The 15,455-nt window shown below is 65.3% G+C and carries 16 protein-coding genes and 1 riboswitch; of the genes, 14 read left to right on the top strand and 2 right to left on the bottom strand.

Going from position 1 to position 15,455, the window contains the following annotated elements; all coding sequences use genetic code 11:
• The first annotated feature begins 92 nt into the window (after window positions 1-92).
• The 11 genes from ACGYLA_RS13140 to ACGYLA_RS13090 all read left to right on the top strand — a co-directional run bounded on the left by ACGYLA_RS13140 (window position 93) and on the right by ACGYLA_RS13090 (window position 11,123).
• Window positions 93-3,422 carry an error-prone DNA polymerase gene (locus ACGYLA_RS13140; protein ID WP_394433023.1) on the top strand — a complete coding sequence of 1,110 codons (3,330 nt, stop codon included), beginning with the start codon at window positions 93-95 and terminating at the stop codon, window positions 3,420-3,422.
• A gap of 111 nt (window positions 3,423-3,533) precedes the next feature.
• Window positions 3,534-3,630, top strand: a riboswitch (TPP riboswitch).
• Between the two features lie 67 nt (window positions 3,631-3,697).
• On the top strand, window positions 3,698-4,501 hold the full coding sequence (thiD, locus tag ACGYLA_RS13135; RefSeq protein ID WP_394433021.1) for a bifunctional hydroxymethylpyrimidine kinase/phosphomethylpyrimidine kinase: 804 nt from the start codon (window positions 3,698-3,700) through the stop codon (window positions 4,499-4,501).
• Entirely contained in the window at window positions 4,494-5,474 is a 981-nt protein-coding gene (locus tag ACGYLA_RS13130; protein ID WP_394433019.1) for an FAD-dependent oxidoreductase, read from the top strand. The genes thiD and ACGYLA_RS13130 overlap by 8 nt, the downstream gene beginning before the upstream one ends.
• The gene (thiS, locus tag ACGYLA_RS13125; RefSeq protein ID WP_394433017.1) at window positions 5,464-5,661 is read left to right on the top strand and encodes a sulfur carrier protein ThiS; all 198 of its coding nucleotides are present in this window, start codon (window positions 5,464-5,466) and stop codon (window positions 5,659-5,661) included. The genes ACGYLA_RS13130 and thiS overlap by 11 nt, the downstream gene beginning before the upstream one ends.
• A 3-nt stretch (window positions 5,662-5,664) precedes the next feature.
• The gene (locus ACGYLA_RS13120; protein WP_394433015.1) at window positions 5,665-6,426 is read left to right on the top strand and encodes a thiazole synthase; all 762 of its coding nucleotides are present in this window, start codon (window positions 5,665-5,667) and stop codon (window positions 6,424-6,426) included.
• Window positions 6,423-7,019 (top strand): thiamine phosphate synthase, encoded by a 597-nt coding sequence (locus ACGYLA_RS13115; protein WP_394433013.1) that lies wholly within the window; start codon window positions 6,423-6,425, stop codon window positions 7,017-7,019. Before ACGYLA_RS13120 ends, ACGYLA_RS13115 begins: the two co-directional genes overlap by 4 nt.
• Window positions 7,016-7,978 (top strand): ThiF family adenylyltransferase, encoded by a 963-nt coding sequence (locus ACGYLA_RS13110; RefSeq protein ID WP_394433011.1) that lies wholly within the window; start codon window positions 7,016-7,018, stop codon window positions 7,976-7,978. The genes ACGYLA_RS13115 and ACGYLA_RS13110 overlap by 4 nt, the downstream gene beginning before the upstream one ends.
• 37 nt (window positions 7,979-8,015) lie before the next feature.
• Entirely contained in the window at window positions 8,016-8,963 is a 948-nt protein-coding gene (locus tag ACGYLA_RS13105; protein WP_394433009.1) for an ABC transporter substrate-binding protein, read from the top strand.
• Window positions 8,960-9,643 (top strand): TenA family protein, encoded by a 684-nt coding sequence (locus ACGYLA_RS13100; protein WP_394433007.1) that lies wholly within the window; start codon window positions 8,960-8,962, stop codon window positions 9,641-9,643. Before ACGYLA_RS13105 ends, ACGYLA_RS13100 begins: the two co-directional genes overlap by 4 nt.
• Window positions 9,640-10,377 carry an ABC transporter ATP-binding protein gene (locus ACGYLA_RS13095; protein WP_394433005.1) on the top strand — a complete coding sequence of 246 codons (738 nt, stop codon included), beginning with the start codon at window positions 9,640-9,642 and terminating at the stop codon, window positions 10,375-10,377. Before ACGYLA_RS13100 ends, ACGYLA_RS13095 begins: the two co-directional genes overlap by 4 nt.
• Complete coding sequence (locus ACGYLA_RS13090) at window positions 10,377-11,123, top strand: ABC transporter permease (RefSeq protein WP_394433003.1); 747 nt, start codon at window positions 10,377-10,379, stop codon at window positions 11,121-11,123. The genes ACGYLA_RS13095 and ACGYLA_RS13090 overlap by 1 nt, the downstream gene beginning before the upstream one ends.
• Before the next feature lie 223 nt (window positions 11,124-11,346).
• On the opposite strand, the gene ACGYLA_RS13085 is transcribed toward ACGYLA_RS13090, so the two are convergent.
• Together ACGYLA_RS13085 and ACGYLA_RS13080 are read right to left on the bottom strand one after the other, a co-directional pair.
• Window positions 11,347-11,694: a GNAT family N-acetyltransferase gene (locus tag ACGYLA_RS13085; RefSeq protein ID WP_209218687.1), complete on the bottom strand. Its 348-nt coding sequence runs from the start codon at window positions 11,692-11,694 to the stop codon at window positions 11,347-11,349.
• A gap of 329 nt (window positions 11,695-12,023) precedes the next feature.
• Entirely contained in the window at window positions 12,024-12,185 is a 162-nt protein-coding gene (locus ACGYLA_RS13080) for a hypothetical protein (protein ID WP_394433001.1), read from the bottom strand.
• 62 nt (window positions 12,186-12,247) lie between these two features.
• Between ACGYLA_RS13080 and hemN the strand changes: the two genes are divergently transcribed.
• The 3 genes from hemN to ACGYLA_RS13065 all read left to right on the top strand — a co-directional run bounded on the left by hemN (window position 12,248) and on the right by ACGYLA_RS13065 (window position 15,417).
• Entirely contained in the window at window positions 12,248-13,603 is a 1,356-nt protein-coding gene (gene hemN, locus ACGYLA_RS13075; RefSeq protein WP_394432999.1) for an oxygen-independent coproporphyrinogen III oxidase, read from the top strand.
• Window positions 13,604-13,762: 159 nt separating this feature from the next.
• Entirely contained in the window at window positions 13,763-14,107 is a 345-nt protein-coding gene (locus ACGYLA_RS13070; protein WP_394432997.1) for a DUF3140 domain-containing protein, read from the top strand.
• 356 nt (window positions 14,108-14,463) lie between these two features.
• The gene (locus tag ACGYLA_RS13065; protein WP_394432995.1) at window positions 14,464-15,417 is read left to right on the top strand and encodes a TAXI family TRAP transporter solute-binding subunit; all 954 of its coding nucleotides are present in this window, start codon (window positions 14,464-14,466) and stop codon (window positions 15,415-15,417) included.
• Window positions 15,418-15,455 lie beyond the last annotated feature (38 nt).

The following is a 15,455-nucleotide window of genomic DNA, read 5'->3' as shown; positions in this document are numbered from 1 at the left end:
GGCGGCCAGCGCTTCTGGCTCTACCGCGAGGGCGTGATCCACGATGGCCGCGGGGCCGAGCCGCGCTGGTTCCTGCACGGGATGTTCGCCTGATGCCGCAGCAGGAGGGACATAAGCGCCGCACCTTGGGCGAGGACGGTTTCGCCGCCCCCGCCCGCGCAGAATATGTGGAGTTCGGGCTGGCCAGTTGCTTTTCCTTCCTGCGCGCCGCCTCGGACGCCGTCGATCTGGTCGAGACGGCGCATCACCACGGCTACGACAGTCTCGGCATCGCGGATCACAACACGCTGGCGGGCGTGGTGCGGCTGCATGTAGAGGCCGAAAAGGCGCATATCCGCCCCCTGATCGGCGCGCGTCTGGTGCTGCTCTGCGGGACCGAGATCCTCGCCTACCCGCAGGACCGCGCCGCCTATGCGCGGCTCTCGACGCTTCTGTCGGCGGGCAAGATGCAATCGGTCGACGGCGAATGGCAGCAAAAGGGCGAGACCCATCTGACGCTGGAAATGCTAGCGCAACACGCCGAAGGGCTGCATCTGATCGTCATGCCGCCCGAAAACCTCGACGTCTTTGCCGCCGGCCTGCCGCGGCTGGTCAAGGCCCTGCCTGACATGCGCCATGTGGGCGCGAGCTTCCTCTACCGCGGCGATGATCGGGCGCGGATCAACCGGCTGGATGCACTGGCCCGCGCCCATGGGCTGAAGCTTCTCGCCACCAACGACGTGCTCTACCATGCCCGCCACCGGCGGCCCTTGCAGGACGTGATGGTGGCGATCCGCGAGGGCGTGATCGTGCCCAAGGCGGGCTACCTGCTGGCCGCCAATGCCGAGCGGCATCTGAAATCGCCCGAGGCGATGATGCGCCTCTTCGCCGACTGGCCCCATGCCATCGCCGAGACGCGCCGCCTTGCCGACCGGATCGAATTTCGCCTCACCGATCTGGCCTATGAATACCCGCATGAGATCGTCCCCGAGGGCCGCAGCCCGATGGAGGAACTGGCCCGCCTGACATGGGAAGGCGCCGCCCGGCGCTACCCCGAAGGCGTGCCCGAAGCGGTGAAAAAGACCATCGAGAAGGAATTCGCCCTGATCTCCTCCAAGAGGATCGCGCGTTATTTCCTGACCATCTACGACATCGTCCGCTTCGCCCGCGAGGAGGCCGAGCCGCCGATCCTCTGCCAAGGGCGCGGCTCGGCGGCCAATTCCGCCGTCTGTTTCTGCCTCGGCATCACCTCCGTCGATCCGGCGGTGCATGACCTGCTCTTCGAGCGGTTCCTCAGCGAGGAACGCGACGAGCCGCCCGATATCGACGTCGATTTCGAGCATGAGCGGCGCGAGGAAGTCATCCAGTACATGTACGGCAAATACGGCCGCCACCGCGCCGGGCTCTGCGCCACGGTGATCCACTACCGCCCGCGCTCGGCCATCCGCGAGGTCGGCAAGGCGATGGGGCTTTCCGAAGACGTGACCTCGAAACTCGCCGGCACCGTCTGGGGCAGTTTCGAGGGTGAGATGGATGATGCCCGCGCCCGCGAGGCGGGGCTGGACCTGTCGGACCCCTACCTGCGCATGGTGCTGAAACTCGCCTCCCAGATGATCGGCATGCCGCGGCACCTGAGCCAGCACGTCGGCGGCTTCATTCTGACCGAACGCCCCCTGACCGAGATCGTGCCCATCGGCAACGGCGCCATGCCCGAGCGCAGTTTCATCGAATGGGACAAGGACGACATCGACGCTTTGCAGATCTTCAAGGTCGATATCCTCGCGCTCGGCATGCTGACCTGCATCGCCAAGTGCTTCGACCTGATCGAGGCGCATTACGACCGCCCGCTGGAACTGGCCACGGTGCCGGTGGAGGATCACGAGGACGACGCCACGGGGCGACCGACCTACGACATGCTCTGCCGCGGCGACAGCCTTGGTGTCTTTCAGGTGGAAAGCCGCGCGCAGATGGCCATGCTGCCAAAACTGCGCCCCCGCGTCTTCTATGATCTGGTGATCGAAGTCGCCATCGTCCGCCCCGGCCCCATTCAGGGCGACATGGTCCACCCCTACCTGCGCCGCCGTCAGGGGTTGGAGAGCGTCGTCTACCCCGCCCCCGGCCCGGCCTATCCGCAGGACGAGTTGTTCAGCATCCTCAGCCGGACGCTGGGCGTGCCGATCTTTCAGGAACAGGCGATGAAAATCTCCATCGACGCGGCGCGGTTCTCCCCCGCCGAGGCCAACGAGCTGCGCAAGGCCATGGCCACCTTCCGCTCGCGCGGGACGATCGAGAAGCTGCAGGACAAGATGGTGGGCCGCATGACCAAACGCGGCTACGATCCGGTCTTCGCGCAGCGCTGTTTCGACCAGATCAAGGGCTTCGGCGAATACGGCTTTCCCGAGAGCCATGCCGCAAGCTTCGCCAAGCTGGTCTATGTCTCAAGTTGGATGAAATGCCACTACCCGGCGGCCTTTGCCTGCGCGCTCTTGAACTCGCAGCCGATGGGCTTCTACGCGCCGGCGCAGATCGTGCGCGACGCCCGCGAGCATCAGGTCGAGGTGCGCGATGTCGACGTGAACCTCTCGGACTGGAACTGCACGCTGGAGCCTTGTGGGGACGGTTTCGCCCTGCGGCTGGGGCTGCGCATGGTAGACGGGCTGCAGGAAAAGGCCGGCGCGCGGATCATGGACCGGCGCGACGCGCCTTACGCGGATGTCGAAGATCTCAAGACCCGCGCAGGCCTCGATGCCAAGGCGATCCGCCAGCTTGCCGCCGCCGACACGATGCGCAGCATGGGGATCGACCGGCGCCAAGCGCTCTGGCAGGCCCAAGGGCTGCGCGACGCGCCCGCCTTGCCGATCTTCGACCATGTCGAAGCCTCGGCCCGCGGCCCGGAGCCGGAGGTGCATCTGCCGGTGATGCCGAAGGCCGAGCAGGTGGTCGCCGATTACCAGACGCTGCGCCTGTCGCTGAAGGCGCATCCGATGTCCTTCTACCGCGGGAGCCTCGCCGCGCAGGGGTTCTCCTCGGCCCGGGACCTTTCGCGCATGGGCCACGGGCGGCGGGTAAAGCTGGCGGGGCTGGTGCTGGTGCGCCAGAAACCCGGCAGCGCCAAGGGGGTCTGTTTCATCACGCTGGAGGATGAGTTTGGCGTCGCCAACCTCGTGATCTGGCCAAACATGTTCAAGCTCTACCGCCCCACGATCATGTCGTCGCGGCTTCTGGTCGTGGAGGGGCGCGTGCAGACCGACGGGCGGGTGATACACGTGGTGGCCGAGCGGCTTGAGAACCGCTCTGACCGGCTGGCGGCGCTGTCGGAGGCACCGATGCCCGGCATCACGACGCGCGGCGATCACCCGACCCATCCGCTGCCCGGTCAGGTGGCCATGCACGGCCACCCGCGCGATGCCAAGGTGATCCCCAAATCGCGGGATTTTCATTAACAAATCCTCATGCAATGCATGAGATACGCGCCGCAACTAAATGATATAAAACGCAAACCAATAAATAAACGATCCCCTGTTGACCCTATGAACGCCCCTCGCTAGCCTGCCGGAAATCCGTTGGGGTGCCGCAAGGCTGAGAGGTGAAAACCGACCCATCGAACCTGATCCGGGTCGTACCGGCGTAGGGAACGGAAGCAAGCATCAGCCCCATCTGGGCGCTCGTTTACCCCGTATCTCCATGCCCTCGACCCATCTAACGAATGGGGGGCCGAATGGCGTTTCAAGCACTGACGATTGCGGGCTCCGACAGCGGCGGCGGAGCGGGGATTCAGGCCGATCTCAAGACCTTTAGCGCGCTTGGCGTCTATGGGGCCAGCGTGCTCACCGCCGTAACCGCCCAGAACACCCGCGCCGTCACCGCGGTCGCCATGATCGCTCCTGCGATGATCCGCGCGCAGATGGCGGCGGTCTTTGACGATCTGGCCATCGGCGCGGTTAAGATCGGCATGTTGGGCGACCCGGCCACGATCTCCGCCGTGGCCGAGGGGTTGGCAGACTGCCCCGCGCCCGTTGTGCTCGACCCGGTGATGGTGGCGAAATCCGGCGATGCGCTGCTCTCTGCCGAAGCGGTGGAAACCCTGCGCGACCGGATGCTGCCCCGCGCCCATGTGCTGACACCGAACCTGCCCGAGGCCGCACGGCTGCTGGACACAGAAGAAGCCACCGACGAGGCCACCATGCTCGTGCAGGGCCGCGCGCTGCTGTCGCTCGGCCCCCGCGCGGTGCTGATGAAGGGCGGCCATGGCAAGGGCGAGACCTGCGTCGATCTGCTGATTTCCGAGGCCGACACCCTCCGCCTTTCCGCGCCCCGCCAGCAGACGGCGAACACCCACGGCACCGGCTGCACGCTCTCTGCCGCCATTGCCGCCGGTCTGGCGCGGGGCCAGCCGCTGCCGCAGGCGGTGGAGGCCGCCCATAGCTATCTGCAACGCGCCATTGCCGCGGCGGACGCCCTCAACATCGGCCATGGCCACGGGCCGGTCCATCATTTTCACGGCGTTTGGCCCCATGAGTGATGTCACCATCATCGGCGCGGGCGTGGCAGGGCTTTGGGCCGCGCGGGCCTGTCTGGCGCAGGGGCTGCGGGCCCGGCTCGTCGACCGCAAAGGCCCACCCGGGCCGCATGGCTGTTCGTGGTGGGCGGGCGGCATGCTCGCCCCCTTTTGCGAAGGCGCGCTGAGCGAGCCTGCTGTGGTGACCCATGGGCGGCGTGCCGCGGCGCTATGGGGGGAGATCACGGAAGTCACCCATCGGGGCACGCTGGTCCTCGCCCCCGAGCGGGACCGCGCGGAATTGCAGCGTTTCGCCGCCCGCACCGAAGGCCACAGCGACTGCGACGCCGAAGCCATCGCGGCCTGTGAGCCGGACCTCGCCGGGCGCCATCGCCGCGGGTTGTTCTTTGCCGAGGAAGCGCATCTGAACCCGCGCCAAGCGCTGCAAGACCTGACCCATGCGCTGGCCGCCGAGGGCGTGACGGTTGAGACCACGGCCCTCACCCCTTCGGAGGTCACAGGCCCGGTGATCGACTGCCGCGGCATGGTGGCCCGCGACGCTCTGCCCGGTTTGCGTGCCGTGCGCGGCGAGATGATCCTGCTGCGCGCCCCTGATGTCACCCTCACCCGCCCGATCCGCCTGCTGCACCCGCGCCACCCGCTTTACGTCGTGCCGCGCGGGCAAGGCATCTACATGCTGGGCGCGACCCAGATCGAAAGCGCCAGCCGCAGCGGCATGACCGCCCGCTCGGCGCTGGAACTGCTCTCAGCCGCCTATGCGCTCGACCCGCGCTTTGCCGAGGGCGAGATCATCGAGATGGGCGCCGACCTGCGCCCGGCTTTCGCCGACAACCTGCCCGGCATCGTACAGCGCGGGGCGGTGCTGCATCTGAACGGATTGTTCCGGCACGGCTTTCTCATGGCGCCCGCCTTGGCCGAACAGGCCGCGGGCTTTCTGGCAACAGCGACAACGGGGGATTTATTCCGTGAAGATTGAAGTGAACGGCGAGACGCGTGAGGTCGCGGCCTCCCAGCTTGACGCGGCATTGGCAGAGCTGGGCTGGGGCGAGGCAAAAGTCGCCACCGCCCTCAACGGCAGTTTCGTTCCCGCAGGCGCGCGGGGCGAGACCATGCTGAGCGACGGCGACCGGCTCGAAGTGCTCAGCGCCATGCAGGGGGGCTGAGTGATGCGCGATTTCTACGGCACCACCCTGCCCCTGCCGCTGATGCTGGGCACCGCGCGCTACCCCTCGCCCGCGGTGATGGAGGCCGCCTTTCGCCAAAGCGCCGCGCCGGTCGCCACGGTTTCGCTGCGCCGCGAACAAGGCGCGGGACAGGCGTTTTGGGACATGGTGCGCGGCTTGGGCGTGCATCTGCTGCCCAACACCGCCGGCTGCCATTCGGCGCGCGAGGCGATCACCACGGCGCAGATGGCGCGGGAGTATTTCGGCACCAATTGGATCAAGCTCGAGGTCATCGGCCATGCCGACACGCTGCAACCTGACCCCTTCGGGCTGGTCGAGGCTGCCGAGGCGCTCTGCGCCGATGGGTTCGAGGTCTTCCCCTATACCACCGAGGATCAGGTGCTGGCCGCGCGGCTGGTCGATGCGGGCTGCCGGGTGCTGATGCCATGGGGCGCGCCGATTGGCTCGGGGCTGGGGCTGAACAACCTGCACGGGCTGCGCAGCCTGCGGGCGGCCTTTCCCGATGTGGCGATGGTGATCGATGCAGGTCTCGGCCTGCCCAGCCATGCGGCACAGGCGTTGGAGATGGGGTTCGACGCGGTACTGCTGAACACCGCCGTGGCCGAGGCCGCAGACCCCGCCGCCATGGCCGAAGCCTTTGCACTGGCCTGCCGCGCGGGCGCGCTTGCCGCCGCCTCCGGCCCCATGGGCCAGCGCGACATGGCCGTGCCCTCCACCCCCGTGATCGGAAAGGCTTGGCTATGAGCTTGCCGCGTTTCTACCCCGTCTTCGATAGTGCCGCATGGGTCGCGCGGGCCGTGCCCCTGGGCGTGAAGCTGGTGCAACTGCGCGTCAAGGACGCGCCCGAAGAGGTGCTGCGGGCCGAGATCATCACCGCGCTCAACCTCTGCCGCCAGCACGGCGCACTGCTGGTGGTGAATGACCACTGGCAACTGGCGATTGAACTGGGGGCCGATTGGCTGCATCTGGGGCAAGAGGATTTGGACAGTGCCGACATCCCCGCGATCCGCGCCGCCGGGCTGAAACTGGGCCTGTCGACCCATGACCATGCCGAGCTTGACCGCGCGCTGGCCCTCGCCCCCGATTACATCGCCCTCGGCCCCGTCTATCCGACCATTCTGAAAAAGCTGAAATGGACCGAACAGGGCCTCGACCGTTTGACGGAATGGAAGGCGCGGATCGGGGATATCCCGCTTTGCGCCATTGGCGGCATGTCTGTCGCCCGCGCGCCGGGGGCCTTTGCCGCCGGGGCCGATACGGTGGCGGCGGTCACGGATATCACGCTGAACGCAGACCCCGAAGCGCGGATGCGCGAATGGCTCGAGGTGACGGCATGAGCCGCTATGTCCGCCAGACGGTTCTGCCGCAGGTCGGTGCCGAGGGGCAAGCGCGGCTCAAGGCGGCGCATGTGCTGGTCGTCGGGGCCGGAGCGCTGGCGATGCCTGTGCTGCAATATCTTGTCGGGGCCGGTGTCGGGCGGATCACATTGGTGGACGGCGATCAGGTGGCCTTGAGCAATCTGCACCGCCAACCGCTCTACCGGATGGACGGTATCGGCAGGCCCAAGGTTCGTGCCGCCGCCGAGGCGATGGCGGCGCTGAACCCCGAGGTGACGCTTATCCCGCGTGCCGAATGGCTCACCCCCGCCAATGCGCCCGCCCTGCTGGCGGACTGCGATATTGCGCTCGACTGCGCCGACACTTTCGCCGCCAGCCTGACCCTGTCGGACGAAGCCCGCGCGCAGGGCAAACCGCTAATTTCAGCCTCGGCCCTTGGGCTGTCGGGCTATGCCGGCGGTTTCTGCGGGGGTGCCCCCTCGCTCCGCGCTGTTTTCCCTGACCTGCCCCAGACGGCAGCGACATGTGACACGGCGGGGGTCTTGGGGCCCGTGGTCGGGATGATCGGCGCGGCACAGGCGCAGATGGCGCTCTCGGTCCTGCTGGGTCTCACGCCCTCCCCGCTGGGGCAACTCTTGATCTGGGACGCCGCGCAATGGCGCATGTCGGGCTTTCGTTTCGACAGCGCGCCCGAGACTGCGCGCGCCGCGGGTTTCATCGCCGAAAGCCAGATCACCCCGCGCGATATGGTCATCGACCTGCGCGCCGAAGCGCCCACGCCTTTCTCACCCCAAGCGCGCCATGTCCCGCCCGAGGCGCTGCCGGACTTGCCGTTGCCAGCCGATGCACCCCGCATCGTGCTTGCCTGCCGCACCGGCCTACGCGCGCATCACGCGGCCAACACCCTCCGCCCCCGCTGGCCGGGCGAGATCGCCCTGCTCGCCCTCCCGGGCGCCTGACCCTTTTCCCGCATAAACGATATATTGGAGACCCTTCGTGAAAAACATCCTCGCCCCCCTTGCCCTGACGCTGATCGCGGCCCCGGCCTTGGCCCAAGACAAGATGACCGTCATGCTCGACTGGTTCGTGAACCCCGATCACGGGCCGATCATTCTAGCGCAGGAAAAGGGCTATTTCACCGATGCGGGGCTGGAGGTCGAACTCGTCTCCCCCGCCGACCCGAATGAGCCGCCGCGCATGGTGGCGGCGGGCCGGGTCGATCTTGCGGTCTCCTATCAACCGGAACTGCATCTCGCCCAGCGCGAGGGGTTGGACCTGCGCCGTGTGGGCACGCTGGTCGAAACCCCGCTCACCTGCCTCGTGGTCCGCGCCGACGGGCCGGTGCAGGAGATGGCGGACCTGAAGGGCCGAAAGGTGGGTTTCGCCGTGGCCGGCGTGCAAGAGATGCTGCTGGATGCGATGCTGAGCCACAATGGCGTGGCGCCTGCCGAGGTCGAGCAAATCAACATCGGCTGGTCAATCTCGCCCGCGCTAATGTCGGGACAAGTCGACGGGGTGATCGGCGCCTTCCGCAATTTCGAACTGAACCAAATGGAAATCGAAGGCCATGAAGGCCGCTGTTTCTATCCCGAAGCCGAAGGCGTCCCCGCCTATGACGAGTTGATCTATGTCGCCCATGCCGAAGAGATGGACCGCGGCATGATTGCCCGCTTTCTGCGCGCGACCGAACGCGCGGCCGCCGATATCGTCAACGATCCGGCGGCCAGCGGAGAGGTTTTCTTTGCCTCCGATGCCGAGTTGCGCAACGAGTTGAACACCCGCGCATGGGAAGACACATGGCCGCGCTTCGCCACCCGCCCCGCCGCGGTGGACCACGGGCGCTATGACCGGTTCGAGACCTTCATGCAGGAAAGCGGCGTGGTGGAAACCGTGATCCCCGCCGCCGATCTGGTGGTCGACGTCACAGCGCAGGCGAAACCATGACGGCGCCCGATTATGGCAAGGCCTTCGCAGCTTGGCGCGATGGTGCCGGAGAGTCATGGCGGGCCTATACCCGCCATGACTTTGTCGAACAGCTGGGCGACGGCAATCTGCCACAGGCCAGCTATCTGCATTACCTGCGGCAGGACTATGTTTTCCTGATTCACTTCGCCCGCGCTTGGGCCCTTGCCGCGGCCAAGGCGGAAACGCTGGATGAAATGGCCGCCGCGAGTGCAACGGTCCATGCGCTCGTGCATGTGGAGATGCCCCTCCATGTGGAAACCTGCGCAGGCCATGGCATCGACCGCGCCTCGCTTGAGGCCACGGCAGAGGCTCCCGGCAACCTCGCCTATACGCGCTATGTTCTGGAAGCGGGCTATTCCGGGGACTTCCTTGACCTGATGGCCGCCCTCGCCCCCTGCGTACTGGGCTATGGTGAGATTGGGTTGGCCCTGCGGGGCAATGACGGCCCCTATGCCGATTGGTGCGCGGTCTATGGCGGCGAGGAGTATCAAGCACTGTGCCGCGATGTCGGAGCGCTGATCGACGGCGCGCTAGAGCGGCGTCTGGGTGCGGATTGGCAAACCCTGCCCCGAGCCAAGACCTTGCAAGAGCGTTTCAACACGGCCACGGCGCTAGAGGTCGGCTTTTGGGACATGGCCCTGTCGCCCGCGGCAGCATGACCGCCCCTGCGGTGCATCTATCGGGCGCGCTTCACGGCGCTGCGGGCCCTTTGATCGACCATTTTGATCTTACCCTCAAGGCCGGGCAATGGAACGTCTTGCTCGGCCCCTCGGGTGTGGGGAAAACGTCGCTGCTGCGTCTGCTTGCGGGTCTGCCCACTGTGGCCCGGCTGGAGGGCCGTATTGCCGCCGATGACGACCGTCCCCTCGCCGCCCGCGTCGCGATGATGGCGCAGGACGATCAACTTCTGCCTTGGGCCAGCGCGGTTGAGAATGTCACCATCCCCGCCCGGCTGCGCGGAGAACGGGCGGACCCTGCCCGCGCCGCAGCGCTTTTGGCCGAGGTCGGGCTTCGCGCGGAGCTGCGCCGCAAACCTGCCCAGCTTTCCGCCGGTCAGCGCCAGCGCGTCACCCTTGCCCGCACGCTGTATGAAGACCGCCCCGTGGTCTTGCTGGACGAACCGTTCTCGGCCCTCGATGTGGTAACCCGCCTTAAAATGCAGGATCTAGCGGCGCGGCTGCTTTGTGGGCGAACCGTCGTGTTGATCACCCATGACCCGGCGGAGGCCCTGAGGCTCGCCGATTACGCTTGGATCGTGAGCCGCCATGGGGCCGCCCCCTGCCCCCTGCCCAAAACGCCGCCACCACGCCGGATCGACGCCCCCGAGACCCTCGCCGCTCAAGCCGATCTGCTGCGCCGCATGGGGCTGGCCTCACCCGCGCAGGTCGCCTGATGGTATCTACGCTGCATAAATTATGGCGCGGCATGGTCTGCTTCGCGCTCGCCGTCGCGATATGGCAGCTTGTCGTCATCCTCAGCGGCGTGCCGCGTTTCATCCTGCCAGGGCCTTGGCTTGTCTTGCAGGCGCTGGGCGGGAATGCCGCGCTGCTCTGGCAAAATGCGCTATGGTCGGCGGGCAATCTTGCGCTGGGCCTAAGTTTAGGCATTTTCCTCGGCATTGAGACCGCGCTGTTGCTGACCCTCTCGCGCCGCGCGCGCTGGCTGCTGCGCCCGATGCTGGTGGTGGCTCAGGCCGTGCCTGTCTTCGCCCTCGCCCCGGTCATCACCCTTTGGCTTGGCTACGGGATGCCCTCCAAGATCGTAACCATCGCGCTGGTCACCTATTTTCCCATCGCCTCGGCCCTCTTCGACCGGCTGATGGCGCTGCCCCCGGGCCTGCGCGATCTGGCGCATCTCTCGGGCGCCAACCGCTGGCGCGAAACACTGCTGCTGCGCCTGCCCCACGCCGTGCCGGGGCTGATCTCGGGCCTGCGGTTGGCCGTGGTCTACGGCCCCCTTGCGGTGCTGATCGGCGAATGGGTCGGCTCATCCCGCGGTCTGGGGCATCTGATGCTGATGGCCAATGGCCGCGGCCAAACCGCGCTCATGTTTGCGGCCCTGATCGTGCTCGCGGCGCTGTCGCTGCTGCTTTGGTCCGCGGTCGAAGCGCTCGCCCGCTGGACGGCACGCCGGTTTTAGGTGCCTTGGAACCCCATGGTCAGCGTGATGCCCTGATGCCGCACGGCATGGTAATCCGCGCCCCAGCGTCCAAGGATATCCGGTCACAGCCAAAGTTATCGGCTATGTGAAATGGATAATCGATGAAACCGACCCCATCGGGCGCGGGTTCACCATCACCTAAAAGCAAAGACGTGAAAATTGGCCGCCGGAAGATTACGCATGCCCCTCTCGAATTTCTTGGTCAGTTCAACGACAGCTGCGCGACACATTCGGCTCCGCGGCAACGTATCTCTCCCCCTTCTTCGATGCAGAGCTTTTTGATCGCGATATTGCTGCGTAAGAAGTTCACATCCACCGTCTCAATATTTCTCGCACGCGCTTCGGCCAGACCACGATGGAAGAGCCTCCGGCCATAGCCGCGCCCTTGATAAGCGTCCTCAACCGAAAGCCCGATCTCCGCATGGGTGCTGTCGATGCAATGAAGCTCCAGTATCGCACGCAAAGCATCATCGCATTCGACGCCGAGCGTCAGGTCGGGGTTGGAGCCCCGAACCACGCGCAGCAAGGCATCATCGTTAAGCTGGCCCATGAATCTCAGCTCTCGCGAGGCGGGGCTAAGTCTTTGGTAATGTTCGCATAGGGTCTGCTTTAGAAGCGGGAGGGGAACGGAAAGAGGTTCTGGAACGGCGGTGTGCATGATGTCTCCAATCTCAATTCCAAGATGGGAGTCCGATCCGCCCGGAGTAGATATCGAACAGGGCAGGAGAAATGCGCTGCTTGCATAGGTTGCCGGCACGTTTGCTAATCCAGCCTGTGGCGCGCGCCGCGAGAATAACGCGCTGCTGCCCTCGCCATCCTGTCGTCCTTCGTGCAGTTCCGGGAAACCGCAGGCGCGGCGTGCATCAATCCCTCGACGGCCTATACCGCCCCCTCCGCTTCCGCACTCAGCCGCTGCGCTGCCCCGCCGGGGGCGGCACCCAAGACGGCGATCCAGCGGTAGAAGATCGGTGTCAGAAAGAGCGTAAAAACCTTAGCAAAGCCCAAGCCGCCGACGATCACCCAACGGACGGCAATGCGCAATTTTTCCGTCCGAATTGATCCAGCGCAAAGACCGCAGAACGGCGGCCACCTAAACCGGTGCCATGGAACAGATACAGATGCTCGAGGCTCTCGGCCTCTTCGACGCGCGCGTGCCGCGCTACACCTCCTATCCCACCGCGGCGGCCTTCACCCCCGCGGTCGGCGCCGCGTTTCAGCGCTCAGCGCTTGGCGCGTTGGACCCCGGCGCGCCGGTCTCGGTCTATGTCCACATCCCCTTTTGCGAGCGGCTGTGCTATTTCTGCGCCTGCCACACGCAGGGCACCAAGACGCTCAGCCCTGTCGAGCGCTATATCGAAGCTCTTGAGGCCGAGCTTGAGCTTCTGCGCGCCGCGATGCCTGCGGGCATGCGGATGGGGCGGATGCATTGGGGTGGCGGGACACCGACCATCCTACCGCCTACCCTCATCGAACGCCTGAACCGCGCCCTTCATCAGATCTTCACCCCGACCGAGGATTTCGAGTTCTCCGTCGAGATCGACCCCACCCAGATCGACCCCGCCAAAATCGCCGCCCTGCGCGCCGCGGGCCTCACACGGGCCTCTATCGGCATTCAGGATTTCGACCCTGAGGTGCAGCAGGCCATCGGGCGCCTCCAGTCCTTCGAGGTCACGCGCCGCTGTGTCGACCAGTTGCGCGCCGAAGGGGTCACCTCGCTCAATACTGACTTGGTTTACGGTCTGCCTCATCAGACTATGGCGCGGCTGGAGGATACGATTGACAAGACCCTGTCCCTTGCCCCGGATCGCGTGGCGCTTTTCGGCTATGCGCATGTGCCATGGGTCGCGAAACGGCAGAAACTCATCCGCGAGGCGACACTGCCCGACGCGGTCGCACGCTATCACTTCGCCGAGAAGGCCGCGGCACGCTTTGCCGCTTCGGGCATGGAGGCAATCGGCATCGATCATTTCGCCACGCCGCAGGATGGGCTGACCCAAGCAAAAAACAACCGCCGCCTGCGCCGGAATTTCCAAGGCTACACCGATGACAATTGCCAAACCTTGATCGGCCTCGGCGCCTCGTCAATCTCGCGTTTTCCGGGGGGCTACGTACAGAACGCCCCCGCGACGGCGGCCTACACCGCGCGCATCGCCGATGGCGACTTGCCCGGTACGCGCGGCTACGCCTTGGACGATACGGACCGCCTGACCGCGCGGGCGATCGAATGTCTGATGTGCGACTTTACCCTTGACCTGAACGCCTTGGCAGAAACCTTCGGCGCGCGGGCCTTCGATCTCGCGCCCGAGTTGAAGGCCATCGCGACCCGCTTCACGCCATTCGTGCGCTTGTCCGGAACGCGCCTCGACATCCTGCCCGAAGGTCGCGCCCTGACCCGCATGATCGCATCACTGCTGGACCGAGAAGTGCCGGAGGGCATGCGCTATTCGCAAGCTTCCTGAGCTTTATCCGGCCCGCCCGAGGCGCGGGCTGTTCGGACACTGACAAGCCGACGGCAGACCGATCGGCGCGCGCCTCGCCGACCGTGGCGGACCGCTGTGACCCTTGGGAACAAAGCGAGCGCGGGCCGGTTTCTTCCCAGTATTGGATTGGGAAAGAAAATGTCTTCATCGAAATCGAAGGACGAAATCTGGGACGAGTGGCGCGATCTGGTCAACATGGCACCGGCGGAGCTGGCGGACTGGCTGGAGACCGAGGACTCCAAGTCTGTGGGCGACAGCGGAAGCGGTGAAAGCACCGGGCACAAGTCCGGCCGCCGGATCGTCAAGATCAAACGCACCAACAAGGACGACCTGACCGACGATCAGTGGGATCACATGGCGACCGTCGTTGGCTATATCAAACGGCATCTCTCCCAAGGCGGGCCGAAGGATGACGTTAAAGACTCGAAATGGCGCTATTCGCTGATGAACTGGGGCCATGATCCTCTGAAGGGCGATAGCTGACGAACTGCGTCTTGCCCGAGTGATAAGGGTATGGACCTTTGATCGGGCTTCGACCTTGGCGGAGGAGCGCAGACAGTTGCGCTTCTTCGCAACTCAAGCGTCGATATCTCTCGCCCCCTATGGTCTCCGATCCGCGCATCGCAGAACTGGTTTCGGGACGCAGCGAACCTGCCGCCTCTGCCCTCTTCGCCCCCGCGAGGCCGAAACGGCCCACCGTATTGCTCTGCAAGAGCCACCAAACAGCGAAACCCCATTCTCGACAATGCCGTAGTGTGCTGCCACAAAGTCACCCAAAGGCAGTCCCGCACATGTTTCGCCGGGAGAACGTTGGCCTTGCGCTTGGAGGAGGAAAAACCATGAATGCGTTGAGACAAACTATTTGCGCGGCACTGGCCCTAGGGCTTGTGGGGGGCGCCGCAAGCGCCGAGACCCGTGTGACCTATAAGTCGGCCAAATCGGGCTCGTCCTACTATCAAATGGGCGTGGAGCTTGCCGAAGCCATGAAAGCGGGCAGCGGCGGAGACATCTCGGTTACCGTGGAAGAGAGCCAAGGATCGGTTCAGAACGTCATGGAAGTCCGCGCGCGCGGGGCCGACTATGTCTTCACCACCCCGCCCTCGCTCGTTGGTCTGGCCCAGAACGGCAAGGCCATGTTCGAAGGCAAGACCGCACCTGCTTTCGATGAGATTCGCGCGCTCTTCCCGATCCCATCGCTGACCATGCATTTCGTGATGTCTCGGGACAGCGGCGCCACCGCGCTCGCGGATTTGGAAGGCAAGAGCATCCTGCTGGGCAAAGGGTCTTTCGGCGCGACCGAAGGCGCGAAGTATCTGGATATGTTCGGGCTGGCAGACAGTGTGGAGATCGCGGATGCGGAATTGAGCAACGCCGTGGCCGCTTTGAAGAACGGGCAGATTGACGGCTTTGTCACCGCGGGTTCATTCCCGGCGCCAAATGTCGTCGAAGCCGCCGCTTCCACCCCCGTTACCGTTGTCCCGTTGTCGGACGAGCAGATCACCCAATCCAAACGGACCCGCATTGTCATTCCGGCGGGCACCTATGCGGGCCAAGAACAGGATGTGACCACAACGTCCCTGCCCGTCGCCGCTTTCACGACAACCAAGATGGACGATGAAACGGCTTATCAGCTGACAAAGACCTATTGGGAAAACAAGGCCAAGATGGCCGATACTTCGCCTTGGTGGGGCAATGTCACGCCTAAGTTGATGGCCAATATCACCACTGAACTGCACCCCGGCGCGCTGCGCTATTACGAAGAAGCTGGGATCGCGACAGAGACCTCGCAATAAAAGGACGCGCGGCGCGGGTTTTCCGCGCCGCGCTTGCC

The organism is Sulfitobacter sp. 1A13679, from assembly GCF_043557115.1.
Taxonomy (GTDB): domain Bacteria; phylum Pseudomonadota; class Alphaproteobacteria; order Rhodobacterales; family Rhodobacteraceae; genus Sulfitobacter; species Sulfitobacter faviae.
Note: the sequence above shows the minus strand (reverse complement) of the source record. Positions and strands in the feature narration are given on the sequence as shown.

Bases quoted from the DNA above. Each gene is read 5' to 3' on its own strand.
- ACGYLA_RS13130 (WP_394433019.1), top strand. From the start codon at position 4,494: ATGAGTGATGTCACCATCATCGGCGCGGGCGTGGCAGGGCTTTGGGCC.
- thiD (WP_394433021.1), top strand. From the start codon at position 3,698: ATGGCGTTTCAAGCACTGACGATTGCGGGCTCCGACAGCGGCGGCGGA.
- ACGYLA_RS13070 (WP_394432997.1), top strand. From the start codon at position 13,763: ATGTCTTCATCGAAATCGAAGGACGAAATCTGGGACGAGTGGCGCGAT.
- ACGYLA_RS13140 (WP_394433023.1), top strand. From the start codon at position 93: ATGCCGCAGCAGGAGGGACATAAGCGCCGCACCTTGGGCGAGGACGGT.
- hemN (WP_394432999.1), top strand. From the start codon at position 12,248: ATGGAACAGATACAGATGCTCGAGGCTCTCGGCCTCTTCGACGCGCGC.
- ACGYLA_RS13085 (WP_209218687.1), bottom strand. From the start codon at position 11,694: ATGGGCCAGCTTAACGATGATGCCTTGCTGCGCGTGGTTCGGGGCTCC.
- ACGYLA_RS13115 (WP_394433013.1), top strand. From the start codon at position 6,423: ATGAGCTTGCCGCGTTTCTACCCCGTCTTCGATAGTGCCGCATGGGTC.
- ACGYLA_RS13100 (WP_394433007.1), top strand. From the start codon at position 8,960: ATGACGGCGCCCGATTATGGCAAGGCCTTCGCAGCTTGGCGCGATGGT.
- ACGYLA_RS13090 (WP_394433003.1), top strand. From the start codon at position 10,377: ATGGTATCTACGCTGCATAAATTATGGCGCGGCATGGTCTGCTTCGCG.
- ACGYLA_RS13065 (WP_394432995.1), top strand. From the start codon at position 14,464: ATGAATGCGTTGAGACAAACTATTTGCGCGGCACTGGCCCTAGGGCTT.
- ACGYLA_RS13120 (WP_394433015.1), top strand. From the start codon at position 5,665: ATGCGCGATTTCTACGGCACCACCCTGCCCCTGCCGCTGATGCTGGGC.
- ACGYLA_RS13095 (WP_394433005.1), top strand. From the start codon at position 9,640: ATGACCGCCCCTGCGGTGCATCTATCGGGCGCGCTTCACGGCGCTGCG.
- ACGYLA_RS13110 (WP_394433011.1), top strand. From the start codon at position 7,016: ATGAGCCGCTATGTCCGCCAGACGGTTCTGCCGCAGGTCGGTGCCGAG.